At 74.0% G+C, this 23,879-nt stretch carries 19 protein-coding genes and 5 pseudogenes; 15 read left to right on the top strand and 9 right to left on the bottom strand.

Translation table 11 applies throughout. From position 1 onward, the window contains the following. Positions 1 to 44: 44 nt before the first annotated feature. The 4 genes from MRQ36_RS30770 to MRQ36_RS30755 all read right to left on the bottom strand — a co-directional run bounded on the left by MRQ36_RS30770 (position 45) and on the right by MRQ36_RS30755 (position 4,098). Positions 45 to 1,718, bottom strand: a complete 1,674-nt coding sequence (locus MRQ36_RS30770; protein ID WP_242800228.1) for an ABC transporter substrate-binding protein — start codon at positions 1,716 to 1,718, stop codon at positions 45 to 47. A gap of 114 nt (positions 1,719 to 1,832) precedes the next feature. Then, positions 1,833 to 2,834 carry a LacI family DNA-binding transcriptional regulator gene (locus MRQ36_RS30765; RefSeq protein ID WP_242800227.1) on the bottom strand — a complete coding sequence of 334 codons (1,002 nt, stop codon included), beginning with the start codon at positions 2,832 to 2,834 and terminating at the stop codon, positions 1,833 to 1,835. 309 nt (positions 2,835 to 3,143) lie between these two features. Further along, positions 3,144 to 3,704: an isochorismatase family protein gene (locus MRQ36_RS30760; RefSeq protein ID WP_242800226.1), complete on the bottom strand. Its 561-nt coding sequence runs from the start codon at positions 3,702 to 3,704 to the stop codon at positions 3,144 to 3,146. Between the two features lie 85 nt (positions 3,705 to 3,789). Next, positions 3,790 to 4,098 carry a hypothetical protein gene (locus MRQ36_RS30755; protein ID WP_242800225.1) on the bottom strand — a complete coding sequence of 103 codons (309 nt, stop codon included), beginning with the start codon at positions 4,096 to 4,098 and terminating at the stop codon, positions 3,790 to 3,792. A 103-nt stretch (positions 4,099 to 4,201) separates the two neighbouring features. Between MRQ36_RS30755 and MRQ36_RS30750 the strand changes: the two genes are divergently transcribed. Next, positions 4,202 to 4,822: an L-threonylcarbamoyladenylate synthase gene (locus tag MRQ36_RS30750; protein WP_242800224.1), complete on the top strand. Its 621-nt coding sequence runs from the start codon at positions 4,202 to 4,204 to the stop codon at positions 4,820 to 4,822. Positions 4,823 to 4,955: 133 nt separating this feature from the next. After that, complete coding sequence (locus tag MRQ36_RS30745; RefSeq protein WP_242800223.1) at positions 4,956 to 6,530, top strand: Na+/H+ antiporter; 1,575 nt, start codon at positions 4,956 to 4,958, stop codon at positions 6,528 to 6,530. 8 nt (positions 6,531 to 6,538) lie between these two features. Here the strand turns inward: MRQ36_RS30745 and MRQ36_RS30740 are convergent, their stop codons facing one another. From MRQ36_RS30740 to MRQ36_RS30725, 4 genes and pseudogenes are all read right to left on the bottom strand, one after another. Then, positions 6,539 to 7,363, bottom strand: a complete 825-nt coding sequence (locus MRQ36_RS30740) for an ABC transporter ATP-binding protein (protein ID WP_242800222.1) — start codon at positions 7,361 to 7,363, stop codon at positions 6,539 to 6,541. Positions 7,364 to 7,386: 23 nt separating this feature from the next. Beyond that, positions 7,387 to 7,836: pseudogene (locus MRQ36_RS30735) on the bottom strand (iron chelate uptake ABC transporter family permease subunit); the annotation flags it as partial. Between the two features lie 300 nt (positions 7,837 to 8,136). Continuing rightward, positions 8,137 to 8,379, bottom strand: a pseudogene (locus MRQ36_RS34210) (hypothetical protein); the annotation flags it as partial. Between the two features lie 41 nt (positions 8,380 to 8,420). Then, positions 8,421 to 9,413: pseudogene (locus MRQ36_RS30725) on the bottom strand (FecCD family ABC transporter permease); the annotation flags it as partial. Between the two features lie 109 nt (positions 9,414 to 9,522). Here MRQ36_RS30725 and MRQ36_RS30720 point away from each other — a divergent pair. From MRQ36_RS30720 to MRQ36_RS30670, 11 genes and pseudogenes are all read left to right on the top strand, one after another. Beyond that, positions 9,523 to 10,548: an ABC transporter substrate-binding protein gene (locus MRQ36_RS30720; protein ID WP_242800220.1), complete on the top strand. Its 1,026-nt coding sequence runs from the start codon at positions 9,523 to 9,525 to the stop codon at positions 10,546 to 10,548. Next, positions 10,545 to 11,138 (top strand): annotated as a pseudogene (locus MRQ36_RS30715) (siderophore-interacting protein); the annotation flags it as partial. The gene MRQ36_RS30720 and the pseudogene MRQ36_RS30715, both read left to right, overlap by 4 nt. A 266-nt stretch (positions 11,139 to 11,404) precedes the next feature. Continuing rightward, positions 11,405 to 12,842: pseudogene (locus MRQ36_RS30710) on the top strand (aspartate aminotransferase family protein). Between the two features lie 36 nt (positions 12,843 to 12,878). Then, positions 12,879 to 14,159, top strand: coding sequence for a lysine N(6)-hydroxylase/L-ornithine N(5)-oxygenase family protein (locus MRQ36_RS30705; RefSeq protein ID WP_242800219.1), 1,281 nt, complete (start codon positions 12,879 to 12,881; stop codon positions 14,157 to 14,159). Then, on the top strand, positions 14,156 to 14,728 hold the full coding sequence (locus tag MRQ36_RS30700) for a GNAT family N-acetyltransferase (protein WP_242800218.1): 573 nt from the start codon (positions 14,156 to 14,158) through the stop codon (positions 14,726 to 14,728). The genes MRQ36_RS30705 and MRQ36_RS30700 overlap by 4 nt, the downstream gene beginning before the upstream one ends. Next, the gene (locus MRQ36_RS30695; protein ID WP_242800217.1) at positions 14,725 to 16,554 is read left to right on the top strand and encodes an IucA/IucC family siderophore biosynthesis protein; all 1,830 of its coding nucleotides are present in this window, start codon (positions 14,725 to 14,727) and stop codon (positions 16,552 to 16,554) included. The genes MRQ36_RS30700 and MRQ36_RS30695 overlap by 4 nt, the downstream gene beginning before the upstream one ends. 9 nt (positions 16,555 to 16,563) lie before the next feature. Next, the gene (locus MRQ36_RS30690) at positions 16,564 to 17,679 is read left to right on the top strand and encodes a Xaa-Pro peptidase family protein (protein WP_242800216.1); all 1,116 of its coding nucleotides are present in this window, start codon (positions 16,564 to 16,566) and stop codon (positions 17,677 to 17,679) included. Then, the gene (locus tag MRQ36_RS30685; RefSeq protein WP_242800215.1) at positions 17,676 to 18,818 is read left to right on the top strand and encodes an acyl-CoA dehydrogenase family protein; all 1,143 of its coding nucleotides are present in this window, start codon (positions 17,676 to 17,678) and stop codon (positions 18,816 to 18,818) included. The genes MRQ36_RS30690 and MRQ36_RS30685 overlap by 4 nt, the downstream gene beginning before the upstream one ends. Before the next feature lie 9 nt (positions 18,819 to 18,827). Beyond that, complete coding sequence (locus MRQ36_RS30680; protein ID WP_242800214.1) at positions 18,828 to 19,043, top strand: DUF433 domain-containing protein; 216 nt, start codon at positions 18,828 to 18,830, stop codon at positions 19,041 to 19,043. A 59-nt stretch (positions 19,044 to 19,102) separates the two neighbouring features. Further along, positions 19,103 to 19,642: an Lrp/AsnC family transcriptional regulator gene (locus MRQ36_RS30675; protein ID WP_242800213.1), complete on the top strand. Its 540-nt coding sequence runs from the start codon at positions 19,103 to 19,105 to the stop codon at positions 19,640 to 19,642. 226 nt (positions 19,643 to 19,868) lie between these two features. Continuing rightward, positions 19,869 to 21,581: a CDP-glycerol glycerophosphotransferase family protein gene (locus MRQ36_RS30670; protein ID WP_242800212.1), complete on the top strand. Its 1,713-nt coding sequence runs from the start codon at positions 19,869 to 19,871 to the stop codon at positions 21,579 to 21,581. 149 nt (positions 21,582 to 21,730) lie between these two features. Here the strand turns inward: MRQ36_RS30670 and MRQ36_RS30665 are convergent, their stop codons facing one another. Beyond that, positions 21,731 to 22,333, bottom strand: a complete 603-nt coding sequence (locus MRQ36_RS30665; protein WP_242800211.1) for a histidine phosphatase family protein — start codon at positions 22,331 to 22,333, stop codon at positions 21,731 to 21,733. A 173-nt stretch (positions 22,334 to 22,506) separates the two neighbouring features. On the opposite strand from MRQ36_RS30665, the gene MRQ36_RS30660 reads away from it, so the two are divergent. Together MRQ36_RS30660 and MRQ36_RS30655 are read left to right on the top strand one after the other, a co-directional pair. Then, positions 22,507 to 22,701 carry a CsbD family protein gene (locus tag MRQ36_RS30660; protein ID WP_242800210.1) on the top strand — a complete coding sequence of 65 codons (195 nt, stop codon included), beginning with the start codon at positions 22,507 to 22,509 and terminating at the stop codon, positions 22,699 to 22,701. 149 nt (positions 22,702 to 22,850) lie between these two features. Then, positions 22,851 to 23,759, top strand: a complete 909-nt coding sequence (locus MRQ36_RS30655) for an alpha/beta fold hydrolase (RefSeq protein ID WP_242800209.1) — start codon at positions 22,851 to 22,853, stop codon at positions 23,757 to 23,759. Positions 23,760 to 23,879 lie beyond the last annotated feature (120 nt).

Here is a 23,879-nt window from a genome sequence, read left to right as displayed (position 1 = left end):
CGGTGGTCCGGGCGGCGGGGGTGCCGCCGCCCGGACCCGTCCGGTCAGGAACCCGCCGGCCTCAGGTGCAGCACCACGTCCCCGGCGTTCGGCTGGGTGGGCTGCGCCGCCCCGTAGGCGTTGCTGTCGTCCGGCCAGCCCGTCCAGTTCTTCGTGCTGTAGGCGGCGCCGACGTTGTCCGCGCCGACCGGGATCATCGGGGCCTGCTCGACGAAGACCTTCTGCAGCGTGGCCAGCGCCGCGGTGCGCGCGGCGTCGTCGGTGGCGTTGGCGTACGCGGCCAGCGCCGCGGTGGCCTCCGGGCTGTCGAACCGGCCGAAGTTGCCGGCGGGGGAGGCCTTGCCGACCGGCTTGAGCAGCCGCCCGTCCATGACCGTCTGGTAGATGTCGTACGGGGTGGCGCCGCCGTTGGTCCACCGGAAGGTCGCGTCGAAGCGGCCCTCCTCGACGTTGCGGAACCAGGCGTCCTGGTTGGCCTTGTCGACGGTGGCGGTGATGCCGATCGTCGACAGGTTGTCCTTCACGATCTCCAGGCTGGTCTGGTAGTCCGACCAGCCGGCCGGGTCGGTGAGGGTGAGCGTGACCGGTTTGCCGGACGGGTCGCGCAGGGTGCTGCCGGCATAGCTGAAGCCCGCGTCGGTGAGGGTCTTCTTCGCCCCCTCGACGTCGACCTTCTGCTCCTTGCCGGTGAAGTCGGCGGAGATGTAGCTGTCCCCGGCCGGGCTGGGCAGGCCGGTGACGCTGCGTACGAGCGGGTGGAAGTAGCCGGACTCGGCCTGGTTGAAGATGTCCTCGCGGTTGATCACCATGTTCATCGCCCGGCGCAGCGCCGGGTTGTCGAACGGCTTCTTCGCGGTGTTGACGTAGAGGCCGTGGATGCCGAGCACCGGCGGCGCCCACACCTTGTGGTGCTGCTCGTCCTTGGCCACGAAGACGGTCTTGACGTTGGGGATGAAGACGAAGCTCCACTCCGACTCGCCGTTGGCCAGGGCGGTGGTCTGCGCGTTGTTGTCGGTGTACGACGTGTAGCGCAGCTCCTTGACCTTCGGCAGCTCCTGCCAGTACCCGTTGGTACGGACCGTCAGCGTCGTGGTCTGCGGGGTGAACGACTTCAGCGTGTACGCCCCGCTGCCGACCGGCTTGGCGTTGATGTCGGTGGTCGGGTCCTTGACCGCCGACCAGACGTGCTCCGGCACGATCGGCACCTGGGCCAGGATCTTCTGCTGGTTGACGAACTGCGGTGAGGCGAAGGTCAGCGTGACCTGGTTCCCGCTGGTCGTGACCGACTGGTACGGCGTGGCCGAGCTGTTCAGCGCGTCGTTCTTCCTGACCAGGTCGTAGGTGAACGCGACGTCGGCGGCGGTGACCGGCTTGCCGTCGGACCAGGTGGCGTTGTCCCGGACGGTGACCGTGACCGACCGGTAGTCCGGGGACCATTCGGCCCTGGTGGCCAGCCATGGCTTGAGCGGGTCGGCCGGCTTGACCGGGTTCCACATCATCAGCGGCTCGTAGATCTGCCAGCGGTAGCCGAGCGACGCGGCCGAGGAGGTGGTGAGGAACGGGTTGTGGTTCTCGGTCTGCGGCCCGTTGGGCATGCCGACGTTGAGCACCGTCGCGCCGCCCTTGCCGTCGCGGGCCCTGGTGTTCGCGGTCTCGCCGCAGCCGGCGAGGGTCACCGCGCCGGCCAGCGCGATGGCGAGGAGCTGCCGTCTTCTCATGGTGGTCTCCCTCGGGTGCTCCCGGCTCGGGAGCGGTTCGGTGGTGGGTGGAGGGTGTGCGGGACCGCCACCGCTCGGGCGGGCCCGAACGGCGGTGGGGGGTGCGGAGGTGGGTCAGGTGCCGGTGGTCGAGGCGCGCACGGTGAAGGTGGTCGGGATGACGGTCGGTCGGTCGGGCAGCGGTGCCCCGCCGAAGTGGGAGATCAGGGTGCGGGCCGCCACCGCCCCCATCTGCCGCAGCGGCTGGCGTACGGAGGTCAGCGGCGGATGGGTGTGGCCGGCCAGGGGCAGGTCGTCGAAACCGACCACGGCCACGTCCTGCGGCACCCGGTGGCCGGCGTCGCGCAGCGCCTGCAGCGCCCCCGCGGCGGAGAGGTCGTTGTGGGCGAAGACGGCGTCGAAGGCCACCCCGGCGGCGAGCAGCCGACGGACCGCCTCGCGTCCGCACTCGAAGGTGAAGTCGCCCTCCACGGTCAGCGCCGGGTCGATCGGCACGCCGGCGTCGGCGTAGCCCCGGGCGAAGCCGGCCAGCCGTTCCCGGGTGCAGCCGAAGCGGCGCAGGCCGGTGACGACCAGGGGACGCCGTCGGCCGAGGGCCAGCAGGTGCGCGGCGGCGGCCCGGGCGCCGTCGGCGTTGGTGGTCCGCACCGAGGGGAAGCCCGGCTGGTGGCCCCGGTCGTCGACGAGGATCACCGGCAGGCCGCGCCGGTGCAGCTCGGTGATGTAGTCCAGGGTGCCCTCCGGCTCGACCACCAGCAGCCCGTCGAAGGACCGGGCCGACACCTGGGAGGCGAACCGCCGCATCGACTCGTCGCCCTGGTTGCAGGTGAACAGGAGCAGGCCGTACCCCTCGGCCTCGACGACGTCGACGGCGCCCTGGAGGACCTCGCCCATCCACGGCCAGGTGAGCGCCGGCACCAGCACGCCGACCACCCGGGCACGCCCCCGGGCCAGACCGACGGCCCGGGCGCTGGGCACGTACCCGAGGTCGTCGATGACGGCGCGCACCCGGTCGGCGGTACGCCGGTCGACCTCGTCCTTGCCGTTGAGCACCCGGGAGACCGTCGTCTTGCTCACGCCGGCCCGGACGGCGACGTCGGCGATGGTGATCGGCACGTGGCGCTCCCCGGTCGGCGGGTTCGGATCGATGGGGTGGAACCGGTTGCGGAAGCGGTTCCGTCGCAGTCAATCCGAGTGCTCACGGCCGCGTCAATAACGGCCAGGTAACGAACCATCCCTAATTTCAAGCTATGAAAGAAGCGGCCGATCGGTCCCGCCCTTCACCGGTGTGGGGTTAGCCGTGCTGACCAGCGTCGATGCCTCGTGGGAGCGGAAACGGGCCGGGCACGACGATGCCCCCGACCCGTCGGTCCGAATCCGACGCGTCAGGGGCGGGACGTGCGTGGCCGCCGGGACGACCGGCGGTCAGGAGGCGGTGCCGAAGTCGACGTCCTTCGTCTCCACCGTGCCGGCCGTCCGGCCCGGCGCGGCCTGGTGCGACCAGTACAGGTTGGTGTGCGCGATGACCTGGGCCGGCGGGGGAGCACCCCAGGCCGACAGGTCCTCGGTCGTGTGCGCGTCGCTGACCAGCGTCGTGTCGTAACCCCGCACGAGGGCGCCGTGCAGCGTCGAGCGGATGCACGCGTCGGTCTGGGCCCCGACGACCACCAGCCGCCCGACGCCCAGTCCCGCCAGCACCGCCTCGAGGTCGGTGGCCTCGAAGGAGTCGCCGTAGTTCTTCTGCACCAGCGGCTCGGCGTCGTCCCGGCTCAGCTCGGGGACGATCCGCCAGCCGTCGCTGTCCTTCGCGAGCTGCTCGTCGGAGTGCTGCACCCAGACGACCGGGACACTCTCCCGCCGGGCCCGGGCGACCAGGCCGTCGATGTTGGCGACGACGGTGTCGCGGTCGTGGGCGCCCGCGACGACGTCGTTCTGCACGTCGATGACGAGCAGCGCGGTGTGCGGCCGGTTCTCGAGTGTGGTCATGGTCTCCCCTGGTCACGCTGGTCTGCGGTGTCATCGGCACCGTAGACCGACCCACCGACAACCAGCGCGGGGACGAGCCCGCGGGTCAGGCGGCGGTGGCGGTCGGCACGAGCGCGGTGGACCAGCCCACGATCGGCTCGGCCGGACGCCCGGACCCGGTCGTGTCCGCGGTCGGCGAGGTCTCGGCGGGGATCGACCGGGCGACCCGCAGGGCGTGCTGCGCGCTGTTCCAGGCGGCACAGGGCCAGCCCTGGCCGGCGCAGGCGAGGTTCGTGCACCCCTCGCCGTCGGGCCCGTGGGCGTCCGCCACGGCCAGGGCGAGCTTCCACAGCAGCGGGTCGGTCGCCTCGTCGGGACGCTCGTCGGACGCGTCGAACCGCTCGGACTCGGGCATGCGTGTCTCCTCCTCGGGAAAGGGCCCTCCCATTTTCCAGCCGGCCCGCCGTTCAAACCTGGCGGCGAAAACCGGTACCGAGCAGCGACGTAGGCTCGGCACCGTGGCGCGGTACTACGACATCCACCCCGACAACCCGCAGCCCCGGATCCTCGGCCAGGTCGCCGGCCTGATCCGGGACGGTGGGCTCATCGCCTATCCGACCGACTCCTGCTATGCCCTCGGCTGCCGGCTGGGCGACCGGACCGGGCTCGACCGGATCCGGGAGATCCGCCGGCTCGACGACCGGCACCACTTCACCCTGGTCTGCCGCGACTTCGCGCAGCTCGGCCAGTTCGTCCAGATCAGCAACTCGGTCTTCCGGCTGGTCAAGGCCTGCACCCCGGGCAGCTACACCTTCATCCTGCCGGCGACCCGGGAGGTGCCGCGCCGGATGCTGCACCCGCGCAAGCGCACGGTCGGGGTCCGGGTCCCCGCGCACACCGTCACCCAGGCGCTGCTGGCCGAGCTCGGCGAGCCGCTGGTCTCCAGCACCCTGCTGCTGCCCGGCCAGGACGAGCCGATGACCCAGGGCTGGGAGATCAAGGAACTCCTCGACCACGCCCTCGACGCGGTGCTCGACGCGGGCGAGTGCGGCACCGAGCCGACCACCGTCGTCGACCTGTCGGACGGCGAGCCGGAGATCCTGCGGCGCGGCGCCGGCGATCCGTCCCGGTTCGAGTAACGACGGCACCCCGCAGCCGGGGCCGCGTACCGGTTCGGTCGTTCGACCCTGCGCCACCGGCCCCTCGTACCACGATGTGGGGGGCCGGTCCCGTCGGTGCCGGCCGCCGACGACCGGACGAGGGGAGCGCCGCGTGGAGGGCCTCGAGCTGATCGCGGTCCTCGGCGTGACGGTGCTGGTCGGGACCACGCTCGGCGGTCGCTACAGCGTGGCGCCCCCGGTGCTGCTCATCGCGATGGGTGCCCTGCTGGGCCTGGCCCCGCCGCTGGCCGACGTCACGCTCCCGCCCGAGGTGGTGCTGCTGCTCTTCCTGCCGGCGATCCTCTACCGGGAGAGCCTGGTGGTCAGCATCCGGGAGATCCGGGCCAACCTGCTGGTCATCACCCTGCTGGCGGTGGTCCTGGTCGGGTTGACCATGGTCGCGGTCTCCGCCGCCGCGCAGGCGCTCGGCGTCCGGCCGGCCGCCGCCTGGGTGCTCGGCGCCGTGCTCGCACCGACCGACGCGGCGGCGGTCGCCGGGCTGGCCAAGCGGATGCCGCGCGCCCTGCTGACCACGCTGCGCGCGGAGAGCCTGATCAACGACGGCACGGCGTTGGTGCTCTTCTCGGTCGCCGTGGCGGTCATCGTCGGTGGCGCGGGACCGCACCCGCTCGGGTTGCTCCAACGCTTCGCCGTCTCGGTCGCCGGTGGGCTGGCCGCCGGGCTGCTCACCGGGACCGTGGTGATCCTGGTCCGCCGACGCCTCGACGACCCGCTGCGCGAGGGTGGGCTGAGCATCCTCACCCCCTTCGTGGCGTTCCTGCTGGCCGAGAGCGTGCACGCCAGCGGGGTGCTCGCGGTGGTGGTGGCGGGCCTGCTGCTCTCCTTCGCCGGGCCGCGCGTCATCCGGGCCCGCTCCCGGGTCACCGCGTACGCCTTCTGGGACCTGTCCACCTTCATGATCAACGGCGGGCTCTTCGTCCTGCTCGGCCTGCAGGTGCCCCGCGCACTGCGTGGGGTGTCCAGCACCTCGGCGATGCGGGCGATGCTCGTCGCCGTCGTGGTCACCGCCGTCGTGATGGTCACCCGGATGCTGTGGGTGCAGCTCTCCACGTCCGCGGTCCAGGCGGTCGACCGGCGCGCGTCGCGCCGCGAGCGCCGGTTCGACTTCCGGGTACGCACCGCCGCCGGCTGGGCGGGCTTCCGGGGCGCGGTCTCCCTCGCCGCCGCCCTGGCGGTGCCGCTGACCACCTCCGCCGGCACCCCGGTGCCGGACCGGGACCTGATCATCTTCGTCACGGTGACCGTCATCGTGCTGACCATGCTGATCCAGGGCACCACCATGCCCGCCGTGGTCGGCTGGGCCGGCCTGACGGGCGAACGGGCCCGGGCGGACGAACTCGACCTGGCCCGCCTGCGTGCCACGGAGGCCGGGCTCGCAGCCCTGCCCCGGGTGGCGGCCGAACTGGCTGTCTCCCCGGACGTGGTCGACCGGCTCCGGGCGGACTACCAGCAGCACCTCGACGACGTCCGCGCGACTGACGATCCGGCGACCGTCCGGGCGCGTGACGAGGACCGGCGGCTGCGGCTGGCGGTGCTGGACCACAAGCGCCGCGAGGTGACCCGGCTGCGGAACCGCAACGAGATCGACGACGCGGTGCTGCGGGAGGTGCAGGCCGCCCTGGACATCGAGGAACTCCGGCTGCTCGGTCCCGCCACCGAGGACTGACCAGCCGGTCAGCGCCCGGCCGGCGAGGTCCGCCCGGTCGGTGCCACCCGCCGTACCCGGGCGGCGGGGACGACCAGCGGGGTGCCGGTCTCCGGGTCGTCGATCACCCGGCACCGCAGGCCGAACACCTCCCCGACCAGCTCGGCGGTGACCACCCGGCGCGGCTCGCCGGCGGCGACCACCCGGCCGTCGCGCAGCGCCACCAGGTGGGTGGCGTAGCGGGCCGCCTGGTTGAGGTCGTGCAGCACGGCCACCAGGGTCCGGCCCTGCTCCTCGTGCAGCCGGGCGCAGAGGTCCAGCACCTCGACCTGGTGGGCGATGTCGAGCCAGGTCGTCGGCTCGTCGAGCAGCAGCAACGGGGTCTGCTGGGCCAGCGCCATGGCGATCCAGACCCGTTGGCGCTGGCCGCCGGAGAGCTCGTCGACCGGCCGGTCGGCGAGCCCCGTCACCCCCGTCGCGGCCATCGCCTCGGCCACCACCCGCTCGTCCTGTCGGGACCACTGCCGCAGCAACCCCTGGTGCGGGTGGCGGCCGTACGACACCAGCTCCGCGACCCGGATGCCGTCCGGCGCGACCGACGACTGGGGCAGCATGCCGAGCGTACGGGCGACGTCCCGGGCGGAGCGGCGGTGGATGTCGGCGCCGTCGAGGAGCACCGCCCCGGCGGTGGGCCGCCGCAGTCGGGCCAGCGCCCGCAGCAGGGTGGACTTGCCGCAGGCGTTGGGGCCGACGATCACCGTGAAGGAGTGGTCGGGGACGGCCAGCGTGAGGTTCTCGGCGACGGTGCGCCCCTCGTAGCCCAGGGTCAGCGCCTCGGCGACCAGTCGCGGCATGGTTCTCCTCGATTCCGGGCCGGTCATCGGCCGGCCCCCCGTCGGGTGGCGAGCAGCCACACCAGGTAGCCGCCGCCCAGTACGCCGGTCACCACACCCACCGGCAGTTGCTGGCCTGCGGCGGCGCGCTGCGCGAGCTGGTCGGCGGCGACCAGGAGCGCGGCACCCAGCGCGGCGGACGGCAGCAGGTTCGCCCCGGCCGCGCGGGTGAGTCGACGGGCCAGGTGGCGCGGTCAGCGCGACGAGGAGACCGGCCCGGCGGCGGCCGCCGCCGAGGAGGTCAGCAGCACGGCCGCGCCGAGCAGCAGCCGGATCGCCGGCGCCGGGACGCCCAGCGTGGCCGCCGGGTCGTCGCCCAGCCCCAGCAGCCGCAGCGCGGGTGCGGCACCGGCGAACACCGTCGGGGTGAGCAGCACCAGCGTGGCCAGCAGCGGCGGCGCCGCCGTGGCCACGCCCGTCGAAGGCTGCCCCGGTGACCAGAGCGCGGCGCAGGCGGCGTCGGTCGGCGGCGCCCGGGTCAGCAGGTGACCAGTTGATGCCCGTGAGGATCGCGCCGAAAGCCGATGCCGACCAGCGCCAGCCGGTCGCCGTGCGTGCCATGCCGCCCGCCGAACAGGTGCACCCCGCACCCCGGCGGCGAGCCGGTGACGCCTACGCCGCGCCGGCGCCGCTGCCGCCGCCGGCCACCACCACGACCCGCGCCGGTCGCCGCGCCCTGGGCGGACGCCGAGGACGTCGGGACTGCCGAGCGGGTTGCGGGTCAGGGCCTGGAACACCGCCCCGGCAGGCCCGAGGGCCGCCCCGACCGCGAGCGCGGTGGCGAGCCAGGGCAGCCGCGCTCGGTGACGATGAACCGGTCGGCCGCGGGGCCGCCGCCGGCCAACGCGCGCAGCACGGCAGCGGGGCCGATCGGGTGTTCCCCGGCACCGACGGCGAGCACGCCAAGCGCGGGGCGAACAGCGTGCCGGCGACGCCGACGGCGAGCGCGCGGGGACGCGGCCGTGCCGACAGCCCACGCAGGCGCAGCACGATCGCGGCCGGCCACCCGTGGCCGACGCCAGGTGCGAGGCGGACCGCCGAGCACCGCGGTGACCAGGCCCACCTGGAGTTCACCGGGCCGGCCAGCAGCCAGCCGAGCACGTCACCGCCGAGCAACAGCACCTCGCGCCCGGCGCGAGCAACGCGCAGCCGGGCAGCAGCCAGCGCGGATCCGGTCCGGTGAGCGCCCGGACCAGGTGCGGCACGAGGAGCCCCACGAAGACGATCGGGCCGCAGGCGGCGGTGGCCGCGCCGCAGAGCAGCGTGACCGCGACGATCACGACCGCCCGGATGGTCGCCGGTCGGGCGCCCAGCCCGCGCGCGGCGTCGTCGCCGAGGGTGAGGGCCCCGAGCGGGCGGACGACCAGCAGGGCGAGCAGCAGGCCCGCACCGACGAACGGGAGGATCCGGGCCACGGTGCCGGTGCGCGCGTCGGCCAGCGAGCCGACCGTCCAGAACCGCAGCCGCTCCAGCGTGGCGGCGTCGAGCAGGAGCACCGCGTTGACGTACGAGAAGAGGGTGGCGTTCAGGGCCGCGCCGGCCAGGGCGAGCCGGGTCGGGGTGGCTGCCGGTCCGCCGCCGACCAGGTAGCCGACGACGGTGACCACGGCGGCGCCCAGCGGCGCGAACCACAGGTGGTCGGCGACATCGGTGACGCCGAGCAAGGCGAGTAGCGGTGGCCACCGCGGCGATAGCCGGCGTTGATGCCGAGCAGGCCAGGTGGCGAGCGGATTGCGGGTGAGCGCCTGCATGGCCGCGCCGGCAGCACCGCCGAGGGCGAGCCGGCATGACCAGGCCGAGCAACGTCGGAGCAGCCGCATCACCGGTGCTGATCGGGTACGCGGGGGTGAACACGGCGTTGCCAGACCTCGGTGAGGGTGAGCTGCCGGGCGCCGACCGCGATGCTGAGCGCCGCGACGGTGGCGAGCAGCAGCAGGGACGCGGCGAAGCCACCGACGCGGACGGCGGCGCGGTGTCGCGGTACGGGTGCCGGGACGGTACGGGGTTTCAGGGTGGGCTCCGATGTGGTGGGACGCGCGGGCTTGACAGCAAGTTAGGTTAGGTTAACCTAACCTCGCCGTCCATGGTCATTTCCGGCCCCTGATCGAAAGTCGACGCCCATGCCCGTACCCGTTCCCGCCCGCCGTCTCTCCCGCCGCGGCCTGCTCGCGGCCGGCGGGGCCAGCACCGTCGCCGCGCTGCTCGCCGGCTGTTCCCGACGTGGGCCCACCGAAAGAGCGGCGGCAGGGTCGTGGGAGTTCGTGGACGACCGCGGCGAGAAGGTGACCGCCGCGCGCCGGCCGAACCGGATCGTCGCCTTCACCGGGGTCGCCGCCGCACTGATCGATTTCGGACTGGACGCGCAGATCGTCGGCGTGTTCGGGGAGACCCGGCGCGCCGACGGCAGCGCCGAACCGCAGGCCGGCGACCTCGACGTCGAGGCGGTCGAGCTGCTCGGCAACGCCTGGGGCCAGTTCGACCTGGAGAAGTACGCCGCGCTCCGCCCCGATCTCCTGGTCACCCACAGGTACGACCCGGGCGCGCTCTGGTACGTCCCGGACGAGAGCCGGGCGAAGATCCTCCCGCTCGCGCCGACGGTCGCGGTGACCACCGCCCGGGTGCCGATGACCCGCCCCATCGAGCAGTACGCCCGACTCGCCGCCGCGCTCGGCGCCGACCCGGCGGCGCGGAAGGTCACCGAGGCCCGGACCCGGTTCGCCGCCGCCGCCGGGGCCGTCCGGCAGGCCGTCCGGGCCAACCCCGGCATCCGGGTGCTGGCCGCCTCCGGCAGCCCCGACCTGTGCTACGTCTCCAACCCGAAGGTCAGCACCGACCTGATGTACTTCGCCGAGTTGGGCGTCGACCTCGTGGTGCCGACGAAGCTGGCGCAGGGCGACTATTTCGAGGCGTTGAGCTGGGAGAACGCCGACCGCTTCCCCGCCGACCTGATCCTGCTGGACAACCGCGGCACCGCCCTGCAGCCGAAGGACCTCGCCGGGAAGCCCACCTGGGCCGGGCTCCCGGCGGTCCGCGCCGGCCAGGTCACCGGCTGGGACGCGGTGCCCCGCTTCTCGTACGCGGGTGCCGCGCCGCTGCTGGAGAACCTGGCCACCGCCATCCGCGCCGCGAAGCGGGTCGCCCCGTGAGCACCGCCGTCGCCCTGCGCTACCGCTTCTACGCCGCCCGGGTCGTCGCCACCCGACCGGTCGGCGCCTCGCTCGTCCGGATCACCCTCGGCGGTCCGGAGCTGGCCGACTTCGCCGGCGGCGGCCGGGACCAGAGCGTCTCGCTCTTCCTGCCGCGCCCCGGCCAGCCGGCGCCGGTGCTGCCCACCGGCGACGACTGGTACGCCGCCTGGCGGGCGATGGACCCGCAGGTGCGCGCGGTGATGCGCTCGTACACGATCCGGGAGCAACGGCCGCAGCGGGCCGAGGTGGACATCGACCTGGTCCAGCACGGCGACACCGGCCCGGCGACCCGCTGGAAGCCGGCCGGGCCCGACCGGGCGACCGGGTGGCGCTGCTCGGCCCGCCGTGCCCGACAACCGCAGCGTCTGCTTCGGCCGCCCGCCGGCACCGACGAGGTGCTGCTGGTCGCCGACGAGACCGCGCTGCCCGCCGTCGCCGGCATCCTGGCCTGGCTGCCGGCCGGCGCACGCACGTGCTGGTCGGTGCCGCACTCCGCCGACATCCAGCCGCTGCCCACCGCCGCCCGCGTCGAGGTGCGCTGGCTGGTCCGGGGCGGTGCCGCCCCCGGTGAGCTGCTGGTCGCGGCGGCTTGCGCGCGCGGCGCACCGCCGCCCAGCCCGCCTGGGTCGCCGGCGAAGATCGGCGGCGGTCCGCGCGCCAGTCCGCCGGCACCTGGTCGACGTGCGCGGCCTGGACCGCCGGCGTCGCCTTCGCCGGCTACTGGCGCCGTGGCATCTGCGAGGACACCCTCCGCACCGGTCGGGAGGACCCGAGATGAGTACGCCGGCAGGAGCCCGCCGCCGCCCGGTCCCACCTGCTGCACGCCGGCTCGGTGGGGCGCTACCGCCGGATCGTCGCCGCCGGCGTCGACCGGGTGGCCCGGCGGGTGGCCGGCGTCGACCAGGCCGTGCACCGGGATAAGCCCGGCCGGGCTGGCGCCCCGCATCGACGCGGTCGACCTGGACCGGCCGCTCGGCGACACCGACGCCGCCCTCGACGAACTGGAGGACGTCTACCTGCGCGACGCCGTCTGGTTCCACCACCCGCGCTACCTGGCCCACCTCAACTGCCCGGTGGTGCTGCCCGCGCTGCTCGGCGAGGCGGTGCTCAGCGCCGTCAACTCGTCCCTGGACACCTGGGACCAGAGCGCCGGGGCCACCCTGATCGAGCGGCGGCTGGTGGCCTGGACCGCCGGTCGGCTCGGGCTGGGCCCGGCCGCCGACGGCGTCTTCACCAGCGGCGGCAGCCAGTCCAACCTGCAGGCGTTGCTGCTGGCCCGGGAGGAGGCGTGCGCCCGGCACGGCCTCGGCCGGGACCTGCTGCCCCGGCTGCGGATCATCACCTCCACCGCCGGGCACTTCAGTGTGCAGACCTCCGCCGACCTGCTCGGCCTGGCCGCCGACGCGGTGCTGGCCCTGCCGACCGGGCCGGACCGGCGGCTGCGGCCCGACCGGGTACGCCGGGAGCTGGCCCGGTGCCGGGCCGCCGGGCTGGTGGTGATGGCCGTCGTCGCCACCGCCGGCACCACCGACTTCGGCAGCATCGACCCGCTGCCGGAGCTGGCGGAATGCTGCGCCACCGCCGGGGTGTGGCTGCACGTCGACGCCGCGTACGGCTGCGGGCTGCTGGTCTCGCCGACCCGGCGGCGCCTGCTCGCCGGCGTCGAGCGGGCCGACTCGGTGACCGTGGACTTCCACAAGTCGTTCTTCCAGCCGGTCTCCGCGAGCGCCCTGCTGGTCCGCGACGGCCGCACGCTGCGGCACGTCACCCACCACGCGGACTACCTCAACCCGGCCGGCGACACCCTGCCCAACCAGGTCGACAAGAGCCTGCAGACCACCCGCCGCTTCGACGCCCTCAAGCTGTGGCTGACCCTGCGGATCCTCGGCCCGGACGCCGTCGGCGCGCTCTTCGACGAGGTACTGGACCGGGCGGCCGACGCGTGGGCGCTGGTCGACGCGGACCCGCGCTTCGAGGTGCTGGCCCGCTCACCGCTGAGCACCGTGGTCTTCCGCTACCGGCCGGCGGGCGGGCCGCCGGAGCTGGCCGACGCCGCGAACCGGCACCGCCGGGCGGTCACCGCCGGGGCGGCCATGGTCGCCGCCACCGTCGTGGACGGCCGCCAGTTCCTCAAGTTCACCCTGCTCAACCCGGCGACCAGTCGTGCCGACGTCAGGCACGTCCTGGACCTGATCGCCGCCCACGCCGGCCGGTACGCGGACGACCACCGGCCCGCCGTGGTCGCCCGCTGACCGGAGCGTCCCCGCACCCGCCGACCGGAGGCCGGATTGTCCACCCACGACTTCATCGCGATCGGGCTGGGCCCGTACAACCTCGGGCTCGCCTGCCTGACCGCGCCGATCGACGACCTCGACGGCCTCTTCCTGGAGGCCCGGCCCGACGTCGCCTGGCACCCGGGCATGCTGCTGCCGTCCGCCCGGTTGCAGACCCCGTTCCTGGCCGACCTGGTCACCCTGGCCGACCCGACCTCGCCGTACTCCTTCCTGGCCTTCCTCAAGGAGACCGGCCGGCTCTACCCGTTCTACATCCGGGAGAGCTTCTTCCCGCTGCGTGTCGAGTACGACGCCTACTGCCGCTGGGCGGCGAGCAGGCTCGACAGCGTGCGCTTCGGCCACGAGGTGACCGCCGTGCGGTACGACCCGGCCGACGAGCACTACGTGGTGCACGCCGCCACGGCCGGCGGGGTCGTCACCCACCGGGCCCGGCACCTGGTGCTCGGCACCGGCACCCCGCCGTACGTCCCGGACGCCTGCGCCGGGCTGCCCGGGGCGGTGCACACCTCGCGTTACCTGGCGCACCGGGCGGCGCTGCGCACCCGCCGCAGCATCACCGTGGTGGGCAGCGGACAGAGCGCGGCCGAGGTCTACCACGACCTGCTCGGCGACCTGGACGAGCACGGCTACCAGCTCACCTGGGTCACCCGCTCGCCGCGGTTCCTCCCCCTCGAATACACCAAGCTCACGCTGGAGCTGACCTCACCGGACTACGTGGACTACTTCCACGCGCTGCCCGAGGACACCCGCTACGAGCTGGAGGCTGCCCAGCGCGGGCTGTTCAAGGGCATCGACGCCGACCTGATCGACACGATCTTCGACCAGCTCTACGCCCACAGCGTCACCGGCAGTGTCCGTACCCGGCTGCTGACCAACACCGAGCTGACCGGCGTCCGACCCGATCCCGCGACCGGCGGCCACCTGCTCACCCTGCGCCACCTCGAACAGGGGCGGGACCTGACCCTGCACACCGAGGGGCTGGTGCTCGCCACCGGCTACCGGTACCGCCCGCCGGACTTCCTCGCGCCGGTGCGCGACCGGATCCGCCGGGACGGCCGGGGCCGCTTCGCGGTCGCCCGCAACTACAGCATCGACCACACCGGGCGGGGCATCTTCCTGCAGAACGGCGCCACCCACGCGCACAGCATCACCTCCCCGGACCTGGGCATGGGGGCGTACCGGAACTCGTGCATCATCCGGGAGCTGCTGGGCCGCGAGCACTACCCGATCGAGCGGCGGATCGCCTTCCAGGAGTTCGGGGTGCCGGCGTCGTGACCGGGACCGTCCACGCCCGCGACGACCGCCGGCTCGGGCGGTTCGCGCTGCGCGCCGTCGACCCGGACGGCGACGCCGCGCTGCTGCACCGCTGGGTGACCCACCCCGCAGCGGCGTTCTGGCTGATGGGCGACGCCGACGTGGCCGCGGTCGTCGCCGAGTACCGGCGGATCGCCGCCCACCCGCACCACGACGCCTGCCTGGGGCTGTGGCGCGGGGTGCCCGCCTTCCTCGCCGAACGCTACGACCCGGCCCACGTCGAACTGGTCGGCGCGTACGGCCACCGCCCCGGCGACGTCGGCATGCACTTCCTGTGCGCCCCCACCGACAACCCGGTCCACGGCTTCAGCCGGGCCGTGCTCACCACCGTGCTCGACTGGCTCTTCGCCGACCCCTCGGTGCGCCGGGTGGTGGTGGAACCGGACGTGCGCAACACCGCCGTGCACGCGCTCAACGCCGCCGTCGGCTTCACCGTCCTCGGACCGGTCGCCCTGCCCACCAAGACCGCCCTGCTCAGCACCTGCACCCGGGAGCGGTTCCGCGCCGCCACCGAAGGAGCCCTCAGATGAACCCCCGTGCCGCCGTCACCCACCTCACCCCGGAACTCTGGGCGCGGGCCAACCGGCTGCTCGTCCGCAAGGCGCTCGCCGAGTTCGCCCACGAACGCCTGATCACCCCTGCCCCGGCCGGCGGCGAATACGTCGTGCACGGCGACGACGACACCGTCACCTACCACTTCACCGCCTGCCGCCGGGAACTCGACCATTGGCAGGTCGACCCGGACAGCATCCGCCGTACCCGGAACGGACGGGTCGTCCCGCTCGACGCCGTCGACCTCTGCCTGGAGCTGCGGCGGTCGCTCGGCCTCGACGACCGGATCCTGGCGGTCTATCTGGAGGAGGTCACCGCGACCCTGGCCGGCCTCGCCGACCGGCTGCGCCGATCGCGGTCGTCGGCCGACGACCTGGTCGACGCCGACTTCCAGACCGTCGAGGCCGCGATGACCGAGGGGCACCCGTGCTTCGTGGCCAACGGCGGCCGGCTCGGCTTCGGCGTCGACGACCACCACCGGTACGCCCCGGAGGCCGCCGCCGAGGTCCGGCTGGTCTGGCTTGCCGCGCACCGCGACCACACGACGTTCAGCGCCGCCGCCGACCTGGACCGGGACACCCTGCTGAACGCCGAGCTGGACGAGGCCACCCGGGCCCGGTTCGCCGCCACCCTGGCCGCGCTCGGCCTCGACCTCGCCGACCACCACCTGATCCCGGTGCACCCGTGGCAGTGGTGGAACAAGCTGTCGGTCACCTTCGCCGGTGAACTCGCCGCCCGCCGGCTGGTCTGCCTCGGCGAGGGCCCGGACGCGTACCGGGCCCAGCAGTCGGTGCGGACCTTCTTCAACGTCAGCGCGCCGCACCGGCACTACGTCAAGACGGCGCTGTCCGTGCTGAACATGGGGTTCATGCGCGGGCTGTCGGCGGCGTACATGGCGGCCACCCCGGCGATCAACGACTGGGTCGCCGGCCTGATCGCGGGCGACGAGGTGTTCGCCCGGACCGGGGTGTCGATCCTGCGGGAACGGGCCGCCGTGGGCTACCGGCACCGGCAGTACGAGGCGGCCACCGACCGGCACTCGCCGTACCGGAAGATGCTGGCCGCACTCTGGCGGGAGAGCCCGGTGGGGGCGCTGGAGCCGGGCCGGCGGCTCGCCACCATGGCGTGCCTGCTGCACATCGACGCCACCGGCCGGCCGCTCGCCGCGGCGCTCTTCGCCCGCTCGGGTCGGGCGCCCGCGGTGTGGCTGCGCGGCTACCTCGACGCCTACCTGGTGCCGCTGCTGCATGCCTTCTACGCCCACGGCCTGGTCTTCCTGCCGCACGGCGAGAACGTCCTGCTGGTGCTCCGCGACGGCGCGGTGGAGCGGGTCGTGCTCAAGGACATCGCCGAGGAGATCGCGGTGCTCGACCCGGACGTGCCGTTGCCGCCGGCGGTCGAACGGATCCGCGTCGACGTGCCGACCGAACTGCGACTGCTGTCGATCTTCACCGACGTCTTCGACGGTTTCCTGCGGCACCTCGCGGCGCTGCTCGCCGGTGCCGGCGTCCTCGACGAGGAGACCTTCTGGCGGACGGTGGCCGGGTGCGCCGCCGACTACCGGGCGGCCGTGCCGCACCTGGCGGACCGGTTCCGCCGGTACGACCTGTTCGCGCCGCGTTTCGCCCGCTCCTGCCTCAACCGCCTCCAGCTGCGCGACAACCAGCAGATGGTCGACCTGGCGGACCCGGCCGGCGCCCTGCAACTGGTCGGCGAGCTGACCAACCCGATCGCCCGGTACGCCCCGGCCGCCCACCCGTCCACCGGCCCGACCGGGTCCCGCGAATGCCCAAACGACCGTTAAGCTGAGTGGGTGGGAACCGACGAGCTGTACCCGGCCGCCCGGCTGGCCGCCGCGCAGCGCGCCACCGCCGCCGCCGGCCTCGACGCGCTGCTGCTCACCCCCGGCGCCGACCTGCGCTACCTGACCGGCTACGACGCCCACGAGGGGGAGCGGCTCACCTGCCTGGTGCTGCCCGCCGAGGGCGAGCCGACGCTGATCGTGCCGGTCCTGGAGCGGCCCGGCGCGGAGGCGTCCCCCGCCCCGGCCACCGGGCTGCGGATCGTCGACCACGCCGACGGCACCGACCCGTACCCGCTGCTGCGGGCGGCGCTGCCCGGGCCGGTGCGGGCCGTCGGACTGGCCGACCGGATGTGGGCCGAGCAGGTCCTCGCGCTGCGTGCCACGCTGCCCGATGCCACCCAGCGGCTGGCCGGCGAGGTGCTGCGCGAGCTGCGGATCCGCAAGTCCCCGGCCGAGGTGGCGGCCCTCGCGGAGGCCGGCGCGGCGATCGACGCGGTGCACCGGCGGATGGGGGAGTGGCTGCGCCCCGGCCGGACCGAGAACGAGGTCGGCGCCGACATCGCCGCGGCCATCCGCGCCGCCGGCCACGTCAGTGTCGACTTCGTCATCGTCGCCGCCGGCCCGCACGGCGCCAGCCCGCACCACGGCACCTCGGACCGGCCGATCGGCGCCGGCGAGCCGGTCGTGGTGGACATCGGCGGCACCATGCCGTCCGGCTACCGCTCCGACTGCACCCGCACCTACACCGCCGGCGGCCCCGCCCCGGCCGAGTTCACCGACTACTACGCGGTGCTGCACGCGGCACAGCGCGCCGCGGTCGACGCGGTCCGCCCCGGGGTCACCGCCGAGGCGGTCGACGCGGTGGCCCGGGACCTCATCACCGCCGCCGGCCACGGCGACGCCTTCCTGCACCGCACCGGACACGGCATCGGCCTGGAGACCCACGAGGAGCCGTACGTCGTCGCCGGCAACTCCCGGCCCCTGGAGGACGGCATGGCCTTCTCCGTCGAGCCCGGCATCTACCTGGCCGGGCGGCACGGCGCCCGGATCGAGGACATCGTCGTCTGCACCACTGACGGCGTACGACGGCTCAACACCACCCCCACGGAGCTCATCGCGCTATGACTGTCGACCGGATCCTCCCCACCGACGAGGCCCACGACCTGCTGGACCTCGCCACCGAACTCGCCGACCGCGAGCTCGCCCCGAAGGCCGCCGGCTTCGAGCAGCGCGCCGAGTTCCCCCGCGAGGTGCTGCGCACCCTGGGCCGGGCCGGCCTGCTCGGCCTGCCGTACGCCGAGGAGCACGGCGGCGCGGCCCAGCCGTACGAGGTCTATCTCCAGGTGCTGGAGATCCTGGCCAGCCGCTGGCTCGCGGTCGCCGAGGCGGTCAGCGTGCACACCCTGTCCTGCTACCCGGTCGCCCAGTTCGGCAGCGACGAGCAGCGCAAGCTGCTGCCCGACCTGATCGGCGGGGAACTGCTGGGGGCGTACTGCCTCTCCGAGCCGCAGGGCGGCTCCGACGCGGCGGCGCTGACCACGAAGGCCGTCCGCGACGGCGACGCGTACGTGGTCTCCGGCACCAAGGCGTGGATCACCCACGCCCGGGTCGCCGACTTCTACAACATCTTCTGCCGCACCGGCGGCCCCGGCCCGAAGGGCGTGTCCTGCCTGCTGGCCGACCGCGGCACCCCGGGCATCCAGCCGCAGGCCGCCGAGCGCACGATGGGCCTGCACGCCTCTCCGGTGGCGCAGATCGTCTTCGAGGACGCCCGGGTGCCGGCCGACCGGCTGATCGGCGGCGAGGGGATGGGCTTCACCATCGCCATGTCCGCCCTGGACTCCGGCCGGCTCGGTATCGCCGCCTGCGCGGTGGGCCTCGCCCAGGCCGCGCTGGACTACGCCGTCGGCTATGCCAGGGAGCGGCAGCAGTTCGGCCGGTCCATCATCGACTTCCAGGGGCTGGGCTTCCTGCTCGCCGACGCGGCCACCCAGATCTCCGCGGCCCGGGCGCTGATGCTGTCCGCCGCGCGGCTGCGCGACGCGGGCCGGCCGTACTCCATCGAGGCGGCGAAGGCGAAGCTCTTCGCCACCGACGTGGCGATGCGGGTGACCACCGACGCGGTGCAGGTGCTCGGCGGCGCCGGCTACGTCGCCGACCACCCGGTCGAGCGGTACATGCGGGAGGCGAAGGTGCTCCAGATCGTGGAGGGCACCAACCAGATCCAGCGGCTGGTCATCTCGCGCGCGCTGGCCAAGGGCTAACCTGTCGCCGTGACGTTCCCCCGCATCACCGTCGACCCCGAGGTCATGGGGGGTGCGCCCTGCGTCCGGCAGTCGCGGATCCCCGTCGCCACCCTGCTGGCGATGCTCGCCGAGGGCATGTCGGTCACCGACATCCTCACCGATCTGCCCTTCCTCGACGAGGAGGACATGGCGGAGGTGTTGAACTACGCGGCCGACGCGGTCCGGGACCGGACGGCGCGCTGACCGTCGCACCCGCCGGACCGGGTGCGACGGTGCGGTCGATTCCAGGTAGGTTGCAGCGCGTGGAGGAGATCGACCGCGCCATCGTCGCCGCACTGACCGGAGACGGTCGGCTGTCGTACACGGACCTGGCCGAGCGGGTGGGCCTGTCGGTGTCCGCCGTGCACCAGCGGGTCCGCCGGCTGGAGCAGCGCGGCGTCATCAAGGGTTACGCGGCCCGGGTCTCGTTCGAGGCGCTGGACCTGCCGCTGACCGCGTTCGTGGCGATCCGACCGTTCGACCCCTCGCAGCCGGACGACGCCCCCGAGCGGCTGGCCGGCCTGCCGGAGATCGACTCGTGCTACTCGGTGGCCGGGGAGGACTTCTACCTGCTGCTGGTGCGGGTGGCCAGCCCGGCGGACCTGGAGCGGGTGCTGCAGGAGATCCGCACGGCCGCGAACGTCACCACCCGCACGACGGTGGTGCTCTCCACCCCGTACGAGCACCGCGCCCCGAAGGTCGGCCCGGAACCGGTGCACCCGCACCGGCTGCGGGGCGGCCCGGCCGAGTCAGCGGGGTCGCAGGCGAGGGTGACGCCGCCCGGCACGGACCACCGCCGGTAGGCCGTCGGGCGGCGGCCCGCGGCGCGGCGCGTACGCGGGCGGCGACCGCGAGCCGTGGGCGGTCCGCGCCCGCACGATGAACCACCGTTCCCCGAGCCGTCACGGCTGCGGGAACAGGTAGCCAGTGGGAAAAGGAGTTGGCGTTGCAACAGAACTTCCGGGCCATCTGCCGGAGTCGGGCGGGGCGGCTGCCGTGGGGCGGCCCGTCGTCGGTCGGGATCGCACGATGACGGCGTCGACGCCGGGTCGGTCCCGGTTGCGCGGACGGCTGACGGAGGCGCGGACCTCCGCCGTCGGCTCGCGTCTGCCCGCCGCGGCGGTCGACGTGGCGGCCCTCGCCGCCCTGTTGCTGGCGGCGGTGGGCGGTTCCCGTCTCTGGGCGCTCCCGGCGGCCCTGCTCGCGCTCGGGCTGCTCGCCTGGACGTGGCGGGGTGGTCGTCGGGCGGCGGCCGGAACCTCGGTCGTGGCCCGTGTCCTCCTGCTCGCCTGCGCCTACCTGCTCGGCGTGGTGCACGGCGGCCTCGCTCCCGCCCTGGCGGTCGGTGTCGCCGTCGCGGGCGTGGCGGTGCTCGCCGAGCCGCTGCTGACGTCCGTGTTCGAGGCGGTCTACCCGGTCGCGGCGAACCTGCCCGGACTCGGTTCGCCGCGACGCCGTGGCCCCGACCTGAGCCGGGTGGCGCTGGCCAACGCCGTCGCCGTGCTGGTGGCCCTGGTCTGCGCGTTCACCGGCGTCTCCGGCGTGGTCGCGCTGGTGGTGGCGGTCGCGGCGCTCGGGTTGACGCTCGTCACCGGGTGGCAGGGGCTGCGGGAGTTCCGCGCGCGGCGCCGCAGCGAGGCGAAGCTGCTCGCCACGCTGACCGCCTACGAGCCGGTCTTCCTCGTGCACTGGAACGCGCCGGCCGGCACCGCCTACCAGCTCGCGATGTGGTTGCCCTACCTGGAACGCCTCGGCCGGAAGTTCTTCGTGCTGGTGCGTAACCAGACCAACTTCACCGAGGTGGCGGGCCTCACCACGGCCCCGGTGGTGATGCGGATGGGCCTGAACCAGCTCGACGACGTCATCGCTCCGTCGCTGCGGGCCGCCTTCTACGTCAACACCGCGACGGTGAACAACCACGTCGTCCGGTACACCAACCTGACGCACATCCAGCTCAACCACGGCGACAGCGACAAGGTGCCGAGTCACAACCCGGTCTTCCGGCTGTACGACAAGAACTTCGTCGCCGGCCAGGCCGCGATCGACCGGTTCGCGGCCAACGGGGTGCGGATGCCCGCGGAGATGTTCACCATCGTCGGGCGTCCCCAGGTGGAGAACGTGGCGATCGCCGCCGCACCGATCGCCTCGATCGCCAACCCCCGGGTCCTGTACGCCCCGACCTGGGCCGGCTTCTATGCCGACTCCAACTACTCGTCGCTGCTGGTGGGCTACGACATCGTCAAGGCGCTGGTGGCGCGCGGGTGCAGCGTCGTCTTCCGGCCGCACCCGTACAGCCAGCGGTCGGCGGAGCTGACCCGCGAGTGCGCGCGGATCCGGACGCTGCTGGCCGACGACCGCCGCGCGAACGGCCGGCCGCACGTCTTCGGGGCCGAGGCCGAGGTGGCGATGACGGTCGCGGACTGCTTCAACGCCTCGGACGCGATGGTGTCGGACGTGTCGAGCGTGGTGGCGGACTACCTGTTCTCGGAGAAGCCCTTCGCGATGGTCGCCGTCTCGGTGCCGGCGGCCCGGTTCCCGGAGGAGTTCCCGCTGGCGCGGGCCGCCTATGTGATCGACGCGCACGGCGGCCGGTTGCCGGGGCTCGACACCGCCCTGGACGACCTGCTCGGTGCTGACCCGCTCGCCGCCACCCGCCGCGACCTCAAGAAGTACTACCTCGGGGACATTCCCTCGGACCGGTACGCGCAGCGCTTCCTCGACGAGGCGTCGCGCTACCTCTGACGGCGCGGCCTCGCCGCCCACGGTCGGCTCCGGTCGGGCATCGCCCACCGGAGCCGGCCAGGTCGGTCGGGTCCGGTCGGGCATCGCCCACCGGAGCCGACCAGGTCGGTCGGGTCCGCCGGCGCCGTCGCCGCGCGACCGCCGGGGGATCACTGCCGGGCTGTCCCGTCGGGGTCACCGGGCGGGGCCGGCTGGTTCCACCGCAGGATGACCCGCCGCCCGTGCTCGTGACCGAGCGCGCTGACGGTGGCGGTGTCGAGCCGCAGCAGCGCGCCGGCCGACGGCGGCAGGCCGATCCAGCGGGCGCCGAGCACCCGCAGGCTGTGCCCGTGACCGACCAGCGCGACGCTGCCCCGCTCCAGCAGGGGAGCGACCCGATCGAGGACCCGGTCGAGCCGCGCGCCGACCTGGGCCGGTGACTCCCCGCCGAGGCCACCGTCCGTCCAGATGTTCCAGTTCGGGCGTTCCTCCTGGATCTCCGCGCCGGTGCGGCCCTCGTACTCGCCGTAGTTCCACTCGGCGAGGTCGGGTTCCACGGCGGTGACGTCGAGGCCGGCGAGGTGGGCGGTGCGCAGCGCCCGCTTGCGAGGGCTGGCCAGCACGCCGACGAACCGGCGGCCACCGAGCACCGCGGCGAGCGCGCGCGCCTGCCGCTCGCCGTCCGCGGTGAGCTCCAGATCGGTGTACGACGTGTGCCGGTGGCTGGCGCTCCAGGTGGTCTCGCCGTGCCGGATCAGCAGGATCTCGCTCACCCGCCCAGTCAACCACCTGGGTCGGCGCGCTGCCGGACGAGTGGCACCCTGCTCAATCCTGTCTTCCTAGGACGCTCTAGCGGTGGTGGCCGTCCGCACCCACGTTTGCCCGGATCGGCAGGGGGCAAGCGGCCCCGAGGCCCGCGCCGACCCGAAGCGGGCGAGGAGGCGAGATGAGCTTCACCGACAAGGCAAAGAACAAGGCCCAGGAGCTGACCGGCGCCGCCAAGGAACGCATCGGCGACATGACCGACAACGAGCGGATGCGGGGCGAGGGGGCCAGCGAGCGGAGCACCGCGCGGGCCCGGCAGGCGGGGGAGCACGTCAAGGAGGCCGGCCGGGACGTCAAGGACGCCTTCGAGAAGTGACCCGTACGCCGGCGGACCCCGGAAGTGCCCGGGGGTCCGCCGGCGTACGCACAAGGCCCCCGCTCCCACCCAATTATCTCATGACCGTCACTTTCGACTACGACGGGTAGTTGCTTCCCGCTCGTCCGGTGAGCGCTACGGTGCCCGGCATGCTGACTGGCGAGAAGAAGTTCGTTCGTTCCGGACAGGTTCGGTTGTGGACCGAGCGGTTCGGTCATCCTGGTGACCCGAGCGTGCTGCTGATCATGGGTACCTCGACACCGGGCATCGGCTGGCCCGACGAGCTGGTGGAAGCTCTGGTGGACAGCGGTCGGCAGGTGATCCGGTTCGACCACCGGGACACCGGCCGGTCCGACTGCGTCGACTTCACGACGCATCCGTACGCGCTCGCCGACCTGGCAGCCGACGCGACCGCGGTGCTGGACGGCCACGGCGTCGCGGCCGCGCACCTCGTCGGGTCGTCGCTGGGCGCGGCGATCGGGCAGTGGCTCGCCGTGCATCGGCCGGCCCGGGTCCGCACCCTGACGGCCATGGCGTCCTCTCCGATGGGGAACAACCCCGGCCCGGCATGGGCGCGGGCGATGGCCGGGCAACCGGCCGCGGTGGACGAGCTGCCGCCCCCGACGGCCCGGTTCCTCCACCATCTGGTCGCCTCGGCGCACGCGCCCCGCACCACGGTGGCCGAGCGGATGGAGGCCGACGTGCAGACCTGGCGGGTGCTCAACGGTGAGGTCCTGCCCTTCGACGAGGCCGCCGCGCGGCGGTTCGTCGAGCGCTGCTACGCCCGGGCCACCGACATCGCCGCCGCGGCGAACCACAACCTCGCGGGTCAGCGCTGGGACGACGACCGGCGAGCCTCCCTCTCCGCTGTCACGGCGTCGACCCTGGTCCTGCACGGCAGCGCTGACCCGCTGTTTCCTCCGGCCCACGGGGAGGCCCTCGCGGCGCAGATCCCGGGGGCGCACCTGGAGATCGTGCCGGGAATGGGTCACCACCCGTTCTTCTCACCCGGGCTCACCGAGCGGATCGCCGGCTCGATCATCCGCCACACGACCTGATGCCAGTGCCGCCTGCCGCCGGGCGGGCAAGGACGTGACCGGTCCGCACCCGTGCTGCGGCCACAGCGGCAGGCGCTGGTGGGGCGAGAGGTGGGACGGCCGGCACCATGCCCGCTGCAC

Origin of the sequence: Micromonospora sp. R77 (genome assembly GCF_022747945.1) — a bacterium.
Classification (GTDB): Bacteria; Actinomycetota; Actinomycetes; order Mycobacteriales; family Micromonosporaceae; genus Micromonospora.
Note: the sequence above shows the minus strand (reverse complement) of the source record. Positions and strands in the feature narration are given on the sequence as shown.

Coding starts and splice junctions, on each gene's coding strand:
- MRQ36_RS30770 (WP_242800228.1), bottom strand. CDS start 1,718: ATGAGAAGACGGCAGCTCCTCGCCATCGCGCTGGCCGGCGCGGTGACC.
- MRQ36_RS30685 (WP_242800215.1), top strand. CDS start 17,676: ATGACTGTCGACCGGATCCTCCCCACCGACGAGGCCCACGACCTGCTG.
- MRQ36_RS30695 (WP_242800217.1), top strand. CDS start 14,725: ATGAACCCCCGTGCCGCCGTCACCCACCTCACCCCGGAACTCTGGGCG.
- MRQ36_RS30655 (WP_242800209.1), top strand. CDS start 22,851: ATGCTGACTGGCGAGAAGAAGTTCGTTCGTTCCGGACAGGTTCGGTTG.
- MRQ36_RS30740 (WP_242800222.1), bottom strand. CDS start 7,363: ATGCCGCGACTGGTCGCCGAGGCGCTGACCCTGGGCTACGAGGGGCGC.
- MRQ36_RS30720 (WP_242800220.1), top strand. CDS start 9,523: ATGCCCGTACCCGTTCCCGCCCGCCGTCTCTCCCGCCGCGGCCTGCTC.
- MRQ36_RS30755 (WP_242800225.1), bottom strand. CDS start 4,098: ATGCCCGAGTCCGAGCGGTTCGACGCGTCCGACGAGCGTCCCGACGAG.
- MRQ36_RS30760 (WP_242800226.1), bottom strand. CDS start 3,704: ATGACCACACTCGAGAACCGGCCGCACACCGCGCTGCTCGTCATCGAC.
- MRQ36_RS30660 (WP_242800210.1), top strand. CDS start 22,507: ATGAGCTTCACCGACAAGGCAAAGAACAAGGCCCAGGAGCTGACCGGC.
- MRQ36_RS30670 (WP_242800212.1), top strand. CDS start 19,869: ATGACGGCGTCGACGCCGGGTCGGTCCCGGTTGCGCGGACGGCTGACG.